The following is a 15,494-nucleotide window of genomic DNA, read 5'->3' as shown; positions in this document are numbered from 1 at the left end:
TGATCACGGTTGCTCGCGCCCTTCTGCTCGCTCGGACTCCCGGAACCGGCGCTCCATCCCGTGGCCGTCGATGACGGCTTGGGCGATCTCTTGCGCGTCAGCGGGTGGTTTTTCCACCCTCACCTGAGGTTGAGGAACCCCCACCTCCACGCGATGGCGCGCACTGCCTGCTCGGACAGGCCCGGGAAGAGCGCCCTGAGCTTTTCGTGAAGCCGTTCCCTCAACCCGTCATCGAAAGGCGCCACCTCTTCCGGTGTGATCGCCTCCGATCGTACGAGGGTCTGAACGATCATCGAGGTGAGCTCGAGCCCCTCGTTCGGATGCGCTTTCCTGACCGCGGACATCTCATCGAGAGGGAAGGGTGAGCGGTCTTCGCCGATGTAGCGCACGATCGCGTCGCTGACAAGGAAGTCATCGGGGGAAGACATGACCGACCTCCTGCGTCACGGCACCGTGATGCGCAATGGCTCGATCCGAGCGATAGCCGCCTCGGCTTCACGAGAGGAGAAGAGGTCTGTCACTCGGGTGATGGTAGTCCCCGAGTCCATGACCCGCGTCAAAGATGTGACAAACCTCACCCTCCCTCCGGCGTCACCCCCCCTGCCCCGAAACGAAGAACGCCCCCTCCCGGAGGAGGGGGCGTTCTCAGGCGTCAGCGTGGATCAGAAGTCCATGCCACCGGTCGGGTCGCCCGCGGGAGCGGGGTTCTTCTCCGGCTTGTCGGCGACGACGACCTCGGTCGTGAGGAAGAGGCCGGCGATCGACGCGGCGTTCTGCAGAGCCGAGCGGGTCACCTTGGCGGGGTCGATGATGCCCTGTGCGAACAGGTCACCGTACTCGCCGGTCGCGGCGTTGAGGCCGTGGCCCACGGGGAGCTCGGCGACCTTGTTCGCGACGACACCGGGCTCGAGACCGGCGTTGAGCGCGATCTGCTTGAGCGGGGCCTCGATGGCGACCTTGACGATGTTCGCACCCGTCGCCTCGTCGCCCGAGAGCTCGAGGCCCGCGAGGGCGTTCTTGCCGGCCTGGATGAGCGCGACGCCACCACCGGCGACGACACCCTCTTCGACGGCGGCCTTCGCGTTGCGCACGGCGTCTTCGATGCGGTGCTTGCGCTCCTTGAGCTCGACCTCGGTCGCGGCTCCGGCCTTGATGACGGCGACGCCACCGGCGAGCTTCGCGAGGCGCTCCTGGAGCTTCTCGCGGTCGTAGTCGCTGTCGGTGTTCTCGATCTCGCGGCGGATCTGGGTCACGCGACCCTCGATCAGCTCCGACTCACCGGCACCCTCGACGATCGTGGTCTCGTCCTTGGTGATGATGACCTTGCGGGCGCGGCCGAGCAGGTCGACGGTCGCGTTCTCGAGCTTGAGGCCCACCTCTTCGGTGATGACCTGGCCGCCGGTGAGGATCGCGATGTCCTGCAGCTGAGCCTTGCGGCGGTCGCCGAAGCCGGGAGCCTTGACGGCGACCGACTTGAAGATGCCGCGGATCTTGTTGAGCACGAGCGTCGCGAGGGCCTCGCCCTCGACGTCCTCGGCGATGATGAGGAGCTCCTTGCCCTCCTGGATCACCTTGTCGACGATCGGCAGAAGGTCCTTGATGTTGGAGATCTTCTGGTTGGCGATCAGGATGTACGGGTCTTCGAAGACCGCTTCCTGACGCTCGGGGTCGGTGACGAAGTAGGGGTTGATGTAACCCTTGTCGAAGCGCATGCCCTCGGTGAGCTCGAGCTCGGTGCCGAAGGTGTTGCTCTCTTCGACGGTGACGACGCCTTCCTTGCCCACCTTGTCGATGGCCTCGGCGATGAGCTCGCCGATCGCGGGGTCGGCGGCGGAGATCGACGCGGTGGCGGCGATCTGCTCCTTGGACTCGACCTCCTTGGCGGAGGCGAGCAGCTCGTCGGTGACGGCCTTGACAGCCTTCTCGATGCCCTTCTTGAGCGAGATGGGGTCGGCGCCGGCGGCGACGTTGCGCAGGCCCTCGCGCACGAGCGCCTGGGCGAGAACGGTGGCGGTGGTGGTGCCGTCACCCGCGACGTCGTCGGTCTTCTTGGCGACCTCCTTGACCAGCTCGGCGCCGATCTTCTCGTACGGGTCGTCGAGCTCGATCTCCTTGGCGATCGAGACACCGTCGTTCGTGATCGTGGGGGCGCCCCACTTCTTCTCGAGCACGACGTTGCGACCGCGGGGGCCCAGGGTCACCTTGACGGCGTCGGCGAGAGTGTTGAGGCCGCGCTCGAGACCGCGCCGGGCCTCTTCGTCGAAAGCGATGATCTTTGCCATAAGTGTGTCGTCCCTCCCGGACGGGTGACTTGCAGATTTTGGCACTCGACGAAAGCGAGTGCTAACTCATTCTGGCACTCGCCCCTGGGGAGTGCAAGCCGCGCACCGTCCCGGAAACACCGAACGCCGCGGCATCCGGAACTCGGATGCCGCGGCGTTCTGATCAGAGCTCAGGCCAGTCGCACGGACTCCGCCTGGGGGCCCTTCTGACCGGTGCCGACGGTGAATTCGACGGCCTGCCCCTCCTCGAGGACGCGGAAGCCCGACATCTCGATGCTCGAGTAGTGAACGAAAACGTCCTGCCCGTCATCGACCGTGATGAAGCCGAAGCCCTTCTCGGCGTTGAACCATTTGACAGTGCCCTGCGTCATGCGAATCTCCTGTTGCTGAACGACGAGGTCATCGTAAGCACGGGGGGTGCCACCGAATCGGGGTTCGGGAGCATTGTTGACGCGCGTGCATCCAAGTTGTTACTCCGCGGAAACACGCGGCCCGCGAGCGGTCAGGATGAGGGCGAGGCGGACGGCTGACCGGATGCCCGGTCGAGGCCGATCACGACGATCAGACGCTTGACGTTGCTCTCGTCGTCGGGGGTGTTCGGGTCATCGGTGGGCTGCAGGAAGTCGCTCTGCGCGACCTGCGCGCCACCGATCGTCTGCGCCAGCCCCTCGGCCGCCGCCTCATCGCTGGCGAGACGGTAGTAGATGGTCGTGTCAGCGAAGTCGGTGCTGTCGGAGGTGCCGGTCTCGACGGTGTCGCCGCTCCACCCCGCCGCCACGATCTGGTCGCGGACGGAGGCGGCGAGACCGCTGTCGGGCGTGCCGTTGAGCACCACCACCGAATACGACGTGTCGACCACGGCCGGGGTCGTCGGCTCCGCCGAGGCGATCGGGGTGGGAGCGTCGGCGGGGCCCAGCGAGATACGGCCCGAGACCACGAGCGTCGCGAAGATGCCGGCGATGATCAGCACCAGGGTGGCGATGGCCGCCCACAGGAAGACGATCCACCCGCGCAGGCGCGGGTTCTCGGCCCGGTGGGCGCCGACGCGACCGGAGTCGGCCGGGAGGTCGTCGAAGCGATCCCGAGGGAAGGTCGATCTGGCCATTGGACGATGCTATCGGTCGCGTCCGAGCGAACCCGTCAGCGTTCCGCCGTCCGACCCAGGCGCGCGCGGTGCTGGGCAGCCGCATCATCGCGCCGACGGCGCAGTCGACGCACGAGCATGGGGTCGTGCTTAAGGGCCTCGGGGGTGTCGATCAGCCGGCCGAGCAGTTGGTAGTACCGGGCGGGCGTCAAGGCGAATTCCGCGCGGATGGCTTCTTCTTTCGCACCCGCATGGCGGCGCCACTCCCCCTCGAAAGCGAGGAAGGCGAGGTCACGGTCCGACAGGGTCACGCCGTCACGCTACTGCGCCGCCGCCCGCGATTCCGGATGCCACGCCACCCACGCCCCGAGCGGATCGACCTCCGCGAGGACCTCGCCGTCGAGGGCGAGGACGAACCCGCCGCGCGCGGGCTCCGGGCGTCTCGTCCACCCGTCGTGCAGCCCGGGCGCGTCGAGGGTGATCCACCTGCCCGCCGTCCGCGCGGCGTCGATCACCGCGGCGCGATGGACGCGGGGGACGTGCGCGAGCACTCCGGGGGTCGTCACGACGAGCGTTGCCCCGGCCGGAGCGGCCGCGGCGAGCGCGGGAAGCGCGCCGGCCCCATCACCGGCGACGAGGACGGGCGGAGCGGCCGCGGCGATGTCGAGGGCTCGCTCGATGCGCTCGAGGCGCCCCCGTTCGCCCGGCCACACGAGACCCGTGAGCCACGAGCGGTCCTGCTCGCTTCGAGCGTCGAGGGGGCTCAGGTCGATCCCGGCCCGCCAGACGATCTCGGGCACGCGCAGGTCGGGGTGTCCCTCGAGGTCGCTGTCGAGCACGACGGAGCTCGGCCCGTCGGCGGGATCGAGCGTGACGAGCTCGCCGCCGCGGCGATACCGGTACGAGTACCGGTCCGGAAAGAGGCACAGCCCCGCGCTCGCTCCCACCTCGAGCAGGGCGATCGGCCCCTCGATCAGCGAAAGCGCCGGCAGCAGGGCGGCGCAGCGCAGAGGCTCGTTGGTTTGAACGCTCCGGCGCCCGCACTCGGCGACGATCGCGTCGGCGTGGTCGAGGACAAACGAGCCCCACGCGTCGACGTCGTCGAGCGGCGCTCCGAGCAGGCGCATGACCGCGAATACGAGGGGAGGCTGCCGCCGTGCCTCGGGGATGCGCGCGAGCGCCGCGGCCACCGCGGCGTCGTCCGTGACGCGGCGGGCCCACGCCTCGTACACCGCCGAACGGCCGGGGGCTTCGTCTCGCGCGAACCGCCGGTAGCGGTCGACGACGGCGGTCACGGCATCCTGAGTCACCCGGGAGATTATGCCGTCACGACCTGACCGTCTTCGGGCACGAGAGAATGGAAGCGAAGAAGGAGAGTGAACATGACCTACGCCGTCGACAAGTCCGACGACCAGTGGCGCGCCGAGCTCAGCCCCGAGCAGTACGCGGTGCTCCGTCAGGCGGGAACCGAGCGCGCCTGGACCGGTGAGCTGCTCGATGAGAGCCGTGCCGGCTTCTACACCTGCGCCGCATGCGGGAACGAGCTGTTTCAGAGCGGCACCAAGTTCGACTCGCACTGCGGGTGGCCGAGCTTCTACGAGTCGGTCCGTCCCGAGGCCGTCGAGCTGCTCGAGGACAACAGCCACGGTATGCAGCGCACCGAGGTCCGCTGCGCGAACTGCGGGTCGCACCTTGGTCACGTCTTCCCCGACGGATTCGGCACGCCCACCGGCGACCGATACTGCATGAACTCGCTGTCGCTGAACTTCACCCCCGCCGACTCCCCCGTCGACGAGGCATGAGCGCGCTCGAGGCGATGCGCGACCGCCGGTCGTGGTCGAAGGTCACCGACCTCGCCCCCACCGGCCCCGAGCTCGAGACGTTCGTCGCCGCGGCCGGTCGCGTCGCCGATCACAAGAGCCTGCGCCCGTGGCGGCTCATCGAGATCCGCGGCGCCGATCGCGACGTGCTCGCGCGAGCTCTGAACAAGGCCGACGGCAAGAAGGGGTACTCGTCGAAGCCCCGCCGCGCTCCGCTGATCATCGCGGTCGTCGCCGACCTCAGCTCGAAGAAGATCCCCGCGTGGGAGCAGGAGGCCGTGGCATCCGGGGTCGCCCACATGCTCAGCCTCGTGCTCGATGAGGCGGGCTTCGGCGTGTTCTGGCGCACCGACGACAACACCCGCAGCAAGGTGCTCGCGAAGGCGCACGGGCTCGCGAAGGGCGAGGTCCTGCTCGGCTGGCTGTACGTCGGCGGGAAGCCCCCGCGCACCCGCGCCACTCGACGAAAGACCGTGGATGCCGCGAAGCACCTGTCGCGCATGCCCGGAGGCTCGAAGAAGCGCACGGTCGACGAGACGCGTCTCTGACCTTCCTCCGATCGACGCCGCCGTGGGACAGCCGTCCTCGGCGGCGTCGTCGTTTCGCGGTCAGCGGCGGCGGCGCCTCCACGGCACGGCGGCGACGGCCACCCCGGCGATGGCCACGGCTGCGGCGAGCAGGGCCACCGGAGTGGAGGGGGCGGCCGGGGCCGGCCAGAGCGCGTCGAGCAGCACGGAGGTCGTGAGAAGACCGACCACCGACCCGAGGCCGAGCAGCAGCACCCCCGTGCGGCGCACGACGACGGACGACAAGAAGATGTAGATCACGCCCACCGCCCCGCCCAGATAGAGCCACGGCTCGGTCGGGATCGTGCGCGGAGCCCCCACGAGGCCGACGTGCACACCTGCGGCAATCACGAGGACCACCGTCCCGCCGATGAAGTTCACCAGCGTCGCGGTGAGCGGGCTCTCGACGCGCACGCGCAGGCGACCGTTGGTGCCCTGCTGCCAAGCCACTCCTGCTCCCGCGATCGCGGGGACGACGAGCATCCACAGCGGAACCCCGCCGAGCGCGTCGCCCGACAGGCACACGACGACTCCGGCGATGGCGAGCAGAGCGCCGACCAGACGGCGAACCGTCACCGGTACGACCCCGGCGGGCCCGTAGCCGATGCGGTCGAGCACCATTCCCCCGGTGGTCTGACCCGCGACGAAACCGACCGTGAAGAGTGCCACGCCGATGGTCGCGACCGTCAGCCCCTGGCTCGCGACGGTGAACGCCCCGACCAGACCCCCGAGCAGCATCCAGGGCGGGATGGTTCGGGTCCGGATGCCGGCGACCAGGCGACCGAACCCGCGTCGGCCCCCGGGAATCAGGGCGGACAGGACGATGAGGATCACGAGTCCGGAGCTGAACGACACCGCGGCCGCGACGAAGCCGTCGCCGATCTCCGCCCCGAGGGTGCCGTTGATACGCGCCTGCAGCGCGGTGAGGGCGCCGATGAGCACCGCTCCCCCGACGGCCACGCCGACCGTTCCCCGCTCCGCCACGGCTCTCCCCTCGCGCCCCCGCACGGGGGCCACCGTCGATCGTACGACGCGGGGTCGGGCCACCCCGCCCTCGCCCCCGAGCCCGCGGCGGCACGTCGCTGTCGACCGCTGACCTCCGGATGCGTCAGGCTGTGATCCGTGACCCAGCTCCACCCCGGCTCCGACGACGTCTCGCGTCTGATCGACGACCTCCGCGCGGCCGACACCGACCGCGAGTTCCTCGCACATGCCGAGCAGCACCTTCCGCGCCTGCACGATCTGTTCACGCGGCTGTACGGCGAGCGTCCCGACGGCCTCGAGCGTCTGGCATCCGTCGTCGATCTCGCACGCACGTCGTGGCTGGCGCGTCCGCGGACGCTGAAGGCCCTCGACCGCGAACGCGAGAGCGCACCCGGCTGGTTCGAGAGCGAGGGCATGCTCGGTGGCGTCTGCTACGTCGACCGGTACGCGGGCGGACTCCACGGCATCCGGGAATCGATCCCGTACTTCCGCGAACTGGGTCTCACCTACCTGCACCTCATGCCGCTGTTCGAAAGCCCCGAGGGCAACAGCGACGGGGGCTACGCGGTGTCCAGCTATCGGCGCGTGAACCCCGCGCTGGGAACGATGGACGAGCTGGCCGCCCTCGCGACCGAGTTGCGCCGGGCGGGGATCTCGCTCGTGGTCGACTTCATCTTCAACCACACGAGCAACGAGCACGAGTGGGCGCAGAAGGCCCTCGCGGGCGAGGCGGGGTACGAGGACTTCTACCTGATCTTCCCCGACCGCGAGATGCCCGACGCCTACGAGCGGACCACGAGGGAGATCTTCCCCGACGACCACCCGGGTTCGTTCGTCCAGCTCGACGACGGCCGCTGGATCTGGGCGACGTTCTACCACTTCCAGTGGGATCTCAACTACGCCAACCCCGCCGTCTTCGAGGCGATGGCGGGCGAGATGCTCTTCCTCGCCAACCAGGGCGTCGAGATCCTCCGCATGGATGCCGTGGCCTTCATCTGGAAACAGCTCGGCACCACCTGCGAGTCCCTCCCCGAGGCGCACCTGCTGCTGCAGGCTTTCAACGCGGTCCTGCGCATGGCGGCCCCGGGCCTGCTGTTCAAGTCGGAGGCCATCGTGCACCCCGACGAGGTGATCTCTTACATCTCGCCGGACGAGTGCCAGATCTCGTACAACCCTCTGCAGATGGCCCTCACCTGGGAGGCTCTCGCTACCCGCGACGGCCGCCTGCTGCAGCAGGCGCTCGAGCGCCGCCACGCCCTCCCGCCCGGCACCGCGTGGGTCAACTACGTGCGCAGCCACGACGATATCGGGTGGACCTTCGCCGACGAGGATGCCGCCGAGCTGGGCATCGACGCGTCCCCGCACCGCCGATTCCTCAACGACTTCTACGTCGGCCGGGCCGAGGGTTCGTTCGCGCGCGGCGTGCCGTTCCAAGAGAACCCGCGCACGGGAGACGCCCGCGTCACGGGAACCACCGCCTCGCTGGCCGGGGTCGAAGCGGGAGACGCCGGGGGCGAAGACCGGGTCGTGCTCGCCCACGCCCTCGCGCTCTCGACCGGTGGCATCCCCCTGCTCTACCTCGGTGACGAGGTCGCCCAACTGAACGACTACACCTACACCGAACGAGCGGACGAGGCCGACGACAGTCGGTGGGTCAACCGCCCCTTCCGTCCCGCGCAGAACTATGAAAATCGAACGGATGCCGGCACCCCGGCCGGTCGCGTCTTCTCTCGGCTCTCGCGCCTCACCGAGGTCCGCCGGTCGACGCCGGAATTCGCGGGCAACGAACTGATCGCGTTCGGTGCGAACGTGGCATCCGTCGTCTCCTTCCTCCGCCCGGGACGCGAATTCTCGGTCCTGGTGCTGGCGAACGTCGCCGATTCGTCGGTCGAGGTCGACGCCCTAACCCTGTCAGGACTGGTCCCGGAGGCGCTCGACCTGGTGTCGTCGCACCCCGTGTGGCTGGGTGCCGGAATCACCCTCGCGCCCCACGGTGTGCGGTGGCTGCGCGTGCGGATGCGCTGAGTCGTGCCCGAGGATTCCCGTCCCGCACGCAACCACGCGTGGCACCTCGCCGCGCTGGGCGCGGGGGTCGTCGCGATGGCGACCTCGGTCTGGGCACCGCCCGGGTTGATCGGCGATCTTCTCGTCCTGGTGGTCTCGGTCTGCACCCTCCTGTTCGCCCTGGACGGAAGCCGCCGCAGGGGACCCCTTCGCGCCCTCGCCATCGCCGGGGCTCTGCTGGCGGGCCTGGCCATGATCGTCGCGGCGGCGGTGTTCCTCGTCGCTCTGGCGCGGGCTCTGTCGTGAACGCCTGGCACGCCGACCGTGGGGAGGGCAAGGGCCGATCCGCGTCGGGCTGAACGCCTACGGTGAGGCCATGAACGACGCCGAGCTCTCCGCCCTGACCATCTCCCGAGCCAGGGAGAACGTCCGGAACGGGGGAAAGCCCTTCGCCTGCCTCATCGTGAAAGACGGCGAGATCATCGTCGAGGCGGTCAACCACGTCTCGCAGGAGGGCGATCCGACGGCGCACGCCGAGATCCGCGCCATCCGCGCCGCCGCGGAGAAGGGCATCTCCGACCTGACGGGCTTCGACATGTTCGTCACCGCCTACCCGTGCCCCATGTGCCTCGGCGCCGTGTACTACGCGCAACCCGATCGTCTCGTGTACGCCGTGACGCGGGAAGAAGAGGGCGAGCACTACGAAGACGGCAACAGACTCATGAGCCTGGCCACCTTCTACGACGAGTACGCCAAACCGGTGGAGGAACGCGCCCTGCCCTCGGAGCAGATCCCGGTCGACGATTCGACCTCGCCGTTCCGCGAGTGGACCGCCGCGCACGAAAGCTGAGTCCGCGAGGACGTCAGCGGGGGTTCGAGGGCGCCGCGCCCGCGGAGGATCCTCGCTGGCCGCTCTCGCGGTCCCACTCGAGCGACTTCCACTGGAGGAACGTGCAGAGGTTGCTCGCCACGACGAGTTCGGCGGCGAGACTGGCGATCTCGTGCACGGACAACCCGAGTTCCCGAGGCTGCGGGGAGATCGTCATCTCCCACAGGGGGTCGTCGTATCCGCGCGGCTTCATGTAGACCGAGGACGATGCGTACAGGAGGCGCACGATCACCAGTCCGGTGTCATCTCCTCCGTCGTCCTCCTGGGGCGCCACCGAGATGCTGCCCGCGATGCAGTGCTCGTTCTCTTCGAACTCGTCCACCCAGACCTGGAGTTGCTCGCGGGAGCGCCGCGGCGGGGAGTCTTCGATGTCGGCGACGGTCACGGGGCGAGCTTACGTTTCCGAGGCGCGTTCCGGTGAAACTCCCTCGGGGGTTGACGTCCCGCAGTGTGCCTCGCGCTCCCCCGTTCCGGCAACCCCCGTCCGGCATCGATGGAACACGCCTACCGTGCGTGTCATGGGACAGAGCATCGAACGATTGCGGATCGCCGTCGACGGCGTCTCGCACGCGCTCGCGCCCCTTGAGCACGCGGACGACCTGCGCCGTCAGGTCCTCGCCGCCGTCCACGCCGGTGGAGGCTTCCTGACGGTGACCACCGACGACGGCAGCAAGCTGAGCATTCTCGTCACCCCCGCCACCTCGGTCACCATCTCCGTCGTGACGGTTCATCTGCAGGAGGACACGGCGGATGCGCAGCAGGCCGCCTGGGCGCCGCCGTCGATCAACTACGACGACGACGACACGCCCTTCGACGTCATCTGAGCGATCCCGCGCAGGGAATGAATGGGGTGCCGGCTACAGGACTTGAACCTGCAACCCCCGTATTACAAGTACGGTGCGCTACCAATTGCGCCAAGCCGGCGTGAGACGGGGAGCGTCTCGATGGACGAGTCTAGAGCGGCGGGCGGGCCGCTCCGACGCATCAGACGGTGTGGGTTCCGCTCTCGCGGTCCCACTCGAGGGACTTCCACTGCAGGAACGCGCAGAGGTTGCCCGCGACAACGAGTTCGGCGGCCAGGCTCGCCATCTCGTGGGGCGTGAGGGTGAGATCGTCGGGACGCGACGTCAACGTCGCCTCCCACAGCGGCTCGTCGTAGCCCTTGGGCTGCATATAGATCGACGCGCGCGCGTTCATCAGGTTCATCACCACGAGACCGGTGTCCTGACTGTCGGCGTCCTCTTGCTCGACGACCTTCAGCTGGCCGGCGAACAGGTGCCCCTGCTCACGGAACTCCTGCACCCAGACCTTCAGCTGCGCCAGGGACCGCCGCGGCGGGGAGTCCTCAAGCTCCTCGTTCATATGACCAGAATTGCACACCACGGGCCTCTCCGAGGGACCGACTCAGCCCGCGGGCGTCGTCGAGGGCGTGCTCGACGGCGTTGGGGTGGCGGTCGAGTAATACGCGTTGCTGTCGACGGTGAGCACGAACTGGGCGAACTCTTTCGCGTCGTCCATGTTCCCGACGTACTCCGTGCCGTTGACGAGCACGGTCGGGGTCGCCGTCAGCGCCTGCCCCTTCGTGCCGGGCAGCCCCTTGATGGCACGATCGGTCGCCGCCTTCGCCCAGGCCGTGTACGTCTCGTCTTCGATGCAGTCGCGCACGGTTCCGATGTCGCTCACGCCCGCGCCCTGCGCCATGTCGGCGAGCTGCTGGTCGCTGTAGCCGTCGGAGTCGACCGCGGGCTGGTTGGTGAGCAGCTCGTGATTGAACGCGAAGAACCGGTCGGACGAGTGGGTCGCGACGCAGGCGGCAGCACCGGCCGCACGCAGGCTGTACTTCGTGCCGTTAGACTTGGACGTCAACATCGCCACGGGGTAATAGGTGAGGGTCGCGGCCTTGTCTCCGACCCACTTCGACAGCTGGCTGGCGTTCGCGGACTGGAACTCGCGGGCCTCGGCCGACATGTAGTCGACGTACACGCGGATGTCGACGGGAGCGGCCGTGCCCGTGGGCTCCGGCGTCGCCTCGGCGGTGGGCGCCGGCGCGTCTCCGGGCGGGGTGGCCTGAGCCGACGTCGTGGCGGCGCTGCCGTCGACGGTCTGGTCGGCGAGGGGGTCAGCCACCTGCGAGGCGTTGGTGATCACGAAGCCGTCGTCGGTCGCCGCGTCGGGGAGAGCCTGCGAGCGGGCCTCGCGGGAGTTCAGCGCGAGCGAGACTCCCACCGCGGCGACCGCGATCACGGCGACGGCGCCCACACCCAGCAGCGAGCGGCGCACGATGCGCCATCGCGTCTGCTTCGCCTTGACCTGCTGCGCCTTCTCGCGCACCGCCTCACGGCGGTCGCGTTCTGCTGGCACATTCGGTGACTGGTCGTTGGACATGAAACCTTCCGGGCACGGACGATGCCGCATGAAATCAGGGGGGCCGCGCGGGTGGGGCGACCGAGCATCGATGGTAGCCAGGCTGGCTGAGAAATGACCAGACACGTGCGATACTGACGAATACGCCCAGCGTCGGGCGCACGGGGTCGCCCCCGTTCATTCCATTCACTACGGATCGTCCGGCACGTACCTGCCGGTGAAGGAGAAGAAAACATGGCGTCCGTCACCTTCGACAACGCAACCCGTCTGTACCCGGGCGGCACCCGCCCCGCGGTCGACAAGCTGAACCTCGACGTCGCCGACGGCGAGTTCCTGGTCCTCGTCGGCCCCTCGGGCTGCGGCAAGTCCACGTCGCTGCGCATGCTCGCCGGCCTCGAAGAGGTCAACTCGGGTCGCATCCTCATCGGCGACCGCGACGTCACCGACGTCCCGCCCAAGGACCGCGACATCGCGATGGTGTTCCAGAACTACGCGCTGTACCCGCACATGACCGTCGCCGAGAACATGGGCTTCGCGCTCAAGATCGCCGGCGTCGGCAAAGAAGAGCGCGCCGCCCGCGTGCTCGAGGCCGCCAAGCTGCTCGACCTCGAGCAGTACCTCACCCGCAAGCCCAAGGCCCTCTCGGGTGGTCAGCGTCAGCGCGTCGCCATGGGTCGCGCCATCGTGCGTCAGCCCCAGGTCTTCCTCATGGACGAGCCGCTGTCGAACCTCGACGCCAAGCTCCGCGTGCAGACGCGCACCCAGATCGCATCGCTGCAGCGTCGCCTCGGCGTCACCACGGTCTACGTCACCCACGACCAGACCGAGGCCCTGACCATGGGCGACCGCATCGCCGTGCTGAAGGACGGCCTGCTCCAGCAGGTGGGCACCCCGCGCGACCTGTACGAGACCCCGAAGAACGTCTTCGTGGCCGGCTTCATCGGCTCGCCCGCGATGAACCTCTTCACCGCCGACCTGGCCGAGGGTGGCGTGCAGTTCGGCAACCTGGTCGTTCCCGTCGAGGCCGACACCATCGGCAAGGCCAACGGCTCCGAGGTCACCATCGGCGTGCGTCCCGAGGACATCCAGGTCGCTCCCGCCGACGGCCGCGGCCTCTCGGTCGTCGTCGACCTCGTCGAGGAGCTCGGCGCCGACGGCTACCTCTACGGTCACACCGACATCAACGGCAAGCGCACCGACCTGGTCGCGCGCGTCGACGGTCGCCGTCACCCCAACGCGGGCGAGACGGTCGTGCTGGCCCCGGTCCCCGGACACGTCCACGTGTTCGACCTCGAGTCGGGCGAGCGCCTGACCGACCGGGCCATCGCTTCGGCCTGACCCACGCATCGACGCGGCGCGTCCTCGATCCCGATCCGTCGGGTCGGGGGCGCGCCGCACCGTTTCCCCGGAGGTACCCGTGTCCGAATCCCTCAGCATCACGGCGAGCACCGTCGACCCGGGCCTCCTGCAGCTGCCCTGGTCGACCGGTCTCGCCGACTGGCCCAGCAGCCACATCGTGGCGCTCCCGAAGGGCATCTCGCGGCACCTCGTGCGCTTCGCCAACCTGTCGGGTCGGGTCGTCGCCATCAAAGAGACGACCGAAGAGATGGCGCGGCGCGAGTACGACATGCTCGGCAACCTCGACCGTCTCGACGCCCCCTGCGTCGACCGCGTCGCCGTGATCGCCGGTCGCACCGACGCCTCGGGTCGCCCCCTCCCCGCCGCGCTCGTCACGGCGCACCTGCGCTTCTCGCTCCCCTACCGCGCCCTGTTCACGCAGGTGCTCCGTCCGCACACCGCGACGCGCCTCGTCGATGCCCTCGCCGTGCTGCTGGTGCGCCTGCACAACGTGGGCTTCTACTGGGGCGACGTCTCACTGTCGAACACCCTCTTCCGCCGGGACGCCGGCGAGTTCGCCGCGTACCTGGTCGACGCCGAGACGGGTGAGCTGCACGGCAACCGCCTGACGCCGGGTCAGCGTGCGCACGATCTCGACATCGCCCGCATCAACATCGCCGGCGAGATCATGGATCTCGAGGCCGGGGGCCGCCTCGAGGGCGGAGTGGATGCCGTGGCCATCGCCGACGGTCTCGTCTCGTCGTATCACTCGCTGTGGGGGGCTCTCACCGACAAGGAGTCCTTCGCCGTCGACGAGTCATGGCGCATCACCGAGCGCGTGCATCGGTTGAACGCCCTCGGCTTCGACATCGGCGAGATGTCGATCCGCACGGCCAGCGACGGCACGAAGGTGTCGATCCAGCCCAAGGTGGTGGATGCCGGACACCACCAGCGCCGTCTGCTCCGCCTGACCGGCCTCGATGTCGAAGAGAACCAGGCCCGTCGTCTGCTCAACGATCTGGACGAATTCCGTGCCCGGGTGTCGCGCCTCGGTGCCGACGAGGAGATGGTCGCGCACGAGTGGCTCACCCGCGTGTTCGAGCCGATCGTCATGGCGATCCCGTGGGACCTGCGCGCCAAGCTCGAGCCCGCCGAAGTGTTCCACCAGGTGCTCGAACACCGCTGGTACATGTCGCAGGCGCGCGGTCGTTCGGTGCCCCTGGCCGAGGTCGTGAGTTCGTACATCGACGACGTCCTGCGTCACCGTCGCGACGAGGCCACCGTGATGGGCCCGCCCACCGACACGATGTCCCTGCCGACGGTCTCCGACGCCGACGCTCCCGAGACCGGCGAGGTCCCCACGACCGACACCGACGCGGTGGACTGGCGCGACCTGGTCTGATCGCCCCTCGGGCCGGGCACCGCGCGCCCGGAACGACGGAGGCCGTGGCATCCGGATTCGATCCCGGATGCCACGGCCTCGGTGTCTCGCGGGCTCAGTACCCCACGGTGAAGCGCTCGCGCGAGTGCTTCGGGTTCTCGATCTCGTCGAGCACCGCGATCGCGAAGTCGGCACCGCCGATGAACGAGTTGCCTTCGTCGTCGACGACGAGCACGTCGCCGCCGTCGCGGTATGACCCGGTGCGCTCTCCCGGTGCCCACGCGCCGAAGCCTCCGGCGGGGTGGATGTAGAACCAATCGCGACCGGTGTCGTCGGCCTGGAGGTCTTCGAGGATGCCGTACGCCTCGAGGGCCTCGGGCTTGAACTCCTCGGTGAACTCGGCGGTGTCGACCAGGCGCGGGCCGCCCTCGGCGACCAGCGATCCACCCGCGCCGCCCACGACGCCGATGCGGACGCCGTCGGGGAGCGCGGCCACGAGCTCGGCGATCGCGGGGCGCAGCTTGCCCTCCATGTCACCGCGCGGGGCCACGGCCGACACGACCACGTCGACCCCCTCGAGCTCGGCGACGAGCCCGGGGACGTCGAGCACGGTGCCCTCGACGTAGGTCGCTCCCTCGATGCGCTCGGCCGGAACCGACCGGGCGACCGAGACCACGGTGTGGCCGCGGCGCACGGCTTCGGTCACGATGTGGCTGCCGGCGTAGCCGGTGCCTCCGATGACGGCGATGCGGGGCATGGGCGTTCCTTTCGTCAGTCTGCTG

General features: G+C 69.1%; 19 protein-coding genes and 1 tRNA gene. 8 read left to right on the top strand and 12 right to left on the bottom strand.

The features are described 5' to 3' along the window. Nucleotides 1–119 precede the first annotated feature (119 nt). The 6 genes from QBE02_RS15380 to QBE02_RS15355 all read right to left on the bottom strand — a co-directional run bounded on the left by QBE02_RS15380 (nucleotide 120) and on the right by QBE02_RS15355 (nucleotide 4,676). Nucleotides 120–428 (bottom strand): hypothetical protein, encoded by a 309-nt coding sequence (locus QBE02_RS15380; protein ID WP_279366498.1) that lies wholly within the window; start codon nucleotides 426–428, stop codon nucleotides 120–122. 234 nt (nucleotides 429–662) lie between these two features. After that, nucleotides 663–2,282, bottom strand: coding sequence for a chaperonin GroEL (gene groL / locus QBE02_RS15375; protein WP_279366497.1), 1,620 nt, complete (start codon nucleotides 2,280–2,282; stop codon nucleotides 663–665). 170 nt (nucleotides 2,283–2,452) lie between these two features. Continuing rightward, on the bottom strand, nucleotides 2,453–2,653 hold the full coding sequence (locus tag QBE02_RS15370; RefSeq protein WP_056229192.1) for a cold-shock protein: 201 nt from the start codon (nucleotides 2,651–2,653) through the stop codon (nucleotides 2,453–2,455). 131 nt (nucleotides 2,654–2,784) lie between these two features. Further along, nucleotides 2,785–3,387 carry a LytR C-terminal domain-containing protein gene (locus QBE02_RS15365; RefSeq protein ID WP_279366496.1) on the bottom strand — a complete coding sequence of 201 codons (603 nt, stop codon included), beginning with the start codon at nucleotides 3,385–3,387 and terminating at the stop codon, nucleotides 2,785–2,787. A gap of 35 nt (nucleotides 3,388–3,422) precedes the next feature. Then, nucleotides 3,423–3,677: a DUF3263 domain-containing protein gene (locus QBE02_RS15360; RefSeq protein ID WP_279366495.1), complete on the bottom strand. Its 255-nt coding sequence runs from the start codon at nucleotides 3,675–3,677 to the stop codon at nucleotides 3,423–3,425. 9 nt (nucleotides 3,678–3,686) lie between these two features. Continuing rightward, complete coding sequence (locus tag QBE02_RS15355) at nucleotides 3,687–4,676, bottom strand: DUF2332 domain-containing protein (protein WP_279366494.1); 990 nt, start codon at nucleotides 4,674–4,676, stop codon at nucleotides 3,687–3,689. 72 nt (nucleotides 4,677–4,748) lie between these two features. Between QBE02_RS15355 and msrB the strand changes: the two genes are divergently transcribed. Then, nucleotides 4,749–5,168: a peptide-methionine (R)-S-oxide reductase MsrB gene (msrB, locus tag QBE02_RS15350; RefSeq protein ID WP_056229208.1), complete on the top strand. Its 420-nt coding sequence runs from the start codon at nucleotides 4,749–4,751 to the stop codon at nucleotides 5,166–5,168. Next, the gene (locus tag QBE02_RS15345; protein ID WP_279366493.1) at nucleotides 5,165–5,734 is read left to right on the top strand and encodes a nitroreductase family protein; all 570 of its coding nucleotides are present in this window, start codon (nucleotides 5,165–5,167) and stop codon (nucleotides 5,732–5,734) included. The genes msrB and QBE02_RS15345 overlap by 4 nt, the downstream gene beginning before the upstream one ends. 60 nt (nucleotides 5,735–5,794) lie before the next feature. Here QBE02_RS15345 and QBE02_RS15340 read toward each other — a convergent pair whose 3' ends face one another. Further along, entirely contained in the window at nucleotides 5,795–6,736 is a 942-nt protein-coding gene (locus tag QBE02_RS15340) for a DMT family transporter (protein ID WP_279366492.1), read from the bottom strand. 138 nt (nucleotides 6,737–6,874) lie between these two features. Here QBE02_RS15340 and QBE02_RS15335 point away from each other — a divergent pair, with 138 nt between their 5' ends. From QBE02_RS15335 to QBE02_RS15325, 3 genes are all read left to right on the top strand, one after another. Then, the gene (locus QBE02_RS15335; RefSeq protein WP_431844571.1) at nucleotides 6,875–8,761 is read left to right on the top strand and encodes an amylosucrase; all 1,887 of its coding nucleotides are present in this window, start codon (nucleotides 6,875–6,877) and stop codon (nucleotides 8,759–8,761) included. 3 nt (nucleotides 8,762–8,764) lie between these two features. Then, nucleotides 8,765–9,046: a hypothetical protein gene (locus QBE02_RS15330; RefSeq protein WP_074696645.1), complete on the top strand. Its 282-nt coding sequence runs from the start codon at nucleotides 8,765–8,767 to the stop codon at nucleotides 9,044–9,046. 70 nt (nucleotides 9,047–9,116) lie between these two features. Further along, nucleotides 9,117–9,590 carry a nucleoside deaminase gene (locus QBE02_RS15325; protein ID WP_279366491.1) on the top strand — a complete coding sequence of 158 codons (474 nt, stop codon included), beginning with the start codon at nucleotides 9,117–9,119 and terminating at the stop codon, nucleotides 9,588–9,590. 13 nt (nucleotides 9,591–9,603) lie between these two features. Here QBE02_RS15325 and QBE02_RS15320 read toward each other — a convergent pair whose 3' ends face one another. After that, nucleotides 9,604–10,014, bottom strand: a complete 411-nt coding sequence (locus QBE02_RS15320; protein WP_279366490.1) for a hypothetical protein — start codon at nucleotides 10,012–10,014, stop codon at nucleotides 9,604–9,606. 133 nt (nucleotides 10,015–10,147) lie between these two features. On the opposite strand from QBE02_RS15320, the gene QBE02_RS15315 reads away from it, so the two are divergent. Then, a complete protein-coding gene (locus QBE02_RS15315; protein ID WP_268104395.1) occupies nucleotides 10,148–10,453 on the top strand; it encodes a hypothetical protein in 306 nt (101 codons plus the stop codon). Nucleotides 10,454–10,480: 27 nt separating this feature from the next. On the opposite strand, the gene QBE02_RS15310 is transcribed toward QBE02_RS15315, so the two are convergent. The 3 genes from QBE02_RS15310 to QBE02_RS15300 all read right to left on the bottom strand — a co-directional run bounded on the left by QBE02_RS15310 (nucleotide 10,481) and on the right by QBE02_RS15300 (nucleotide 12,014). Then, nucleotides 10,481–10,553 (bottom strand) — tRNA-Thr (locus QBE02_RS15310). Between the two features lie 60 nt (nucleotides 10,554–10,613). After that, nucleotides 10,614–10,991 carry a hypothetical protein gene (locus tag QBE02_RS15305; protein ID WP_279366489.1) on the bottom strand — a complete coding sequence of 126 codons (378 nt, stop codon included), beginning with the start codon at nucleotides 10,989–10,991 and terminating at the stop codon, nucleotides 10,614–10,616. 42 nt (nucleotides 10,992–11,033) lie between these two features. After that, nucleotides 11,034–12,014 (bottom strand): DsbA family protein, encoded by a 981-nt coding sequence (locus QBE02_RS15300; protein WP_279366488.1) that lies wholly within the window; start codon nucleotides 12,012–12,014, stop codon nucleotides 11,034–11,036. A 213-nt stretch (nucleotides 12,015–12,227) separates the two neighbouring features. Here QBE02_RS15300 and QBE02_RS15295 point away from each other — a divergent pair, with 213 nt between their 5' ends. Together QBE02_RS15295 and QBE02_RS15290 are read left to right on the top strand one after the other, a co-directional pair. After that, nucleotides 12,228–13,331, top strand: a complete 1,104-nt coding sequence (locus tag QBE02_RS15295; RefSeq protein ID WP_279366487.1) for an ABC transporter ATP-binding protein — start codon at nucleotides 12,228–12,230, stop codon at nucleotides 13,329–13,331. Between the two features lie 79 nt (nucleotides 13,332–13,410). Further along, entirely contained in the window at nucleotides 13,411–14,733 is a 1,323-nt protein-coding gene (locus QBE02_RS15290; RefSeq protein ID WP_279366486.1) for a DUF4032 domain-containing protein, read from the top strand. Nucleotides 14,734–14,827: 94 nt separating this feature from the next. Here the strand turns inward: QBE02_RS15290 and QBE02_RS15285 are convergent, their stop codons facing one another. Beyond that, entirely contained in the window at nucleotides 14,828–15,469 is a 642-nt protein-coding gene (locus QBE02_RS15285; protein WP_279366485.1) for an NAD(P)-dependent oxidoreductase, read from the bottom strand. Nucleotides 15,470–15,494 lie beyond the last annotated feature (25 nt).

The sequence above is a fragment of the Microbacterium testaceum genome, assembly GCF_029761935.1.
GTDB lineage: Bacteria > Actinomycetota > Actinomycetes > Actinomycetales > Microbacteriaceae > Microbacterium > Microbacterium testaceum_A.
This window is presented reverse-complemented; position numbering and strand designations above follow the sequence as displayed.